Source organism: Mycobacterium sp. (assembly GCF_008709575.1).
GTDB lineage: Bacteria > Actinomycetota > Actinomycetes > Mycobacteriales > Mycobacteriaceae > Mycobacterium.
In genome coordinates this window covers 1-678 of sequence record NZ_VYIK01000378.1, presented here as the reverse complement: position 1 = coordinate 678, position 678 = coordinate 1, and the positions used below count along the sequence as shown (strand labels likewise).

The 678-nt window shown below is 71.1% G+C and carries 1 protein-coding gene; it reads left to right on the top strand.

Features of this window, described 5'->3' with window-relative positions; all coding sequences use genetic code 11:
* Nucleotides 1-678, top strand: a 678-nt coding sequence (locus F6Q13_RS19055) for a phosphoenolpyruvate carboxykinase (GTP) (protein ID WP_293059853.1), incomplete at both ends; no start/stop codon positions are given.

The window sequence follows — 678 nt, the reverse complement described above, 5'->3', positions numbered from 1 at the left end:
CCCGAGGCCGGGTACTTTGGGGTCGTGCCCGGCACGAGCCCACGCACGAATCTCAACGCCTACAAGACCATCGGGCGCGACACGATCTTCACCAACGTCGCGCTTACGCGTGACGGGCGTCCCTGGTGGGAGGGTCTCGACGAGGGCGAACCGGCGTTCGACTGGCAGGGCCGGCCCTACGACCCCGCCCGCGGCCCCGCCGCCCATCCCAATTCCCGCTTCACCGTCTCCGCGCGTCACAACCCCGCCTGGTCCCCGCGGAGCGAAGATCCCCGGGGCGTCCCGCTCACCGCCATTCTCTTCGGTGGACGGCGCGCCCGTCTCGCACCGCTCGTCTACGAGGCGCACGACTGGACCCACGGTGTCTTCGTGGGGGCCTCGGCCTCGTCGGAAACCACCGCGGCCGCCACCGGCGCCGTGGGCGTCGTCCGCCGCGACCCGATGGCCATGCTGCCCTTCTGCGGATACCACTTCGGCGATTACTGGGACCACTGGCTCAAGGTCGGGTCGAGCGTTGCGCACCCCCCGCGCGTCTTTCATGTCAACTGGTTCCGGCAGGACGACCGCGGCCGTTACCTCTGGCCCGGGTACGGCGAGAACCTGCGCGTCCTGCGCTGGATCCTCGACCGCTGCCACGGCCGGGGCGAGGCCGTCGAGACCCCCGTCGGGAAACTCCCC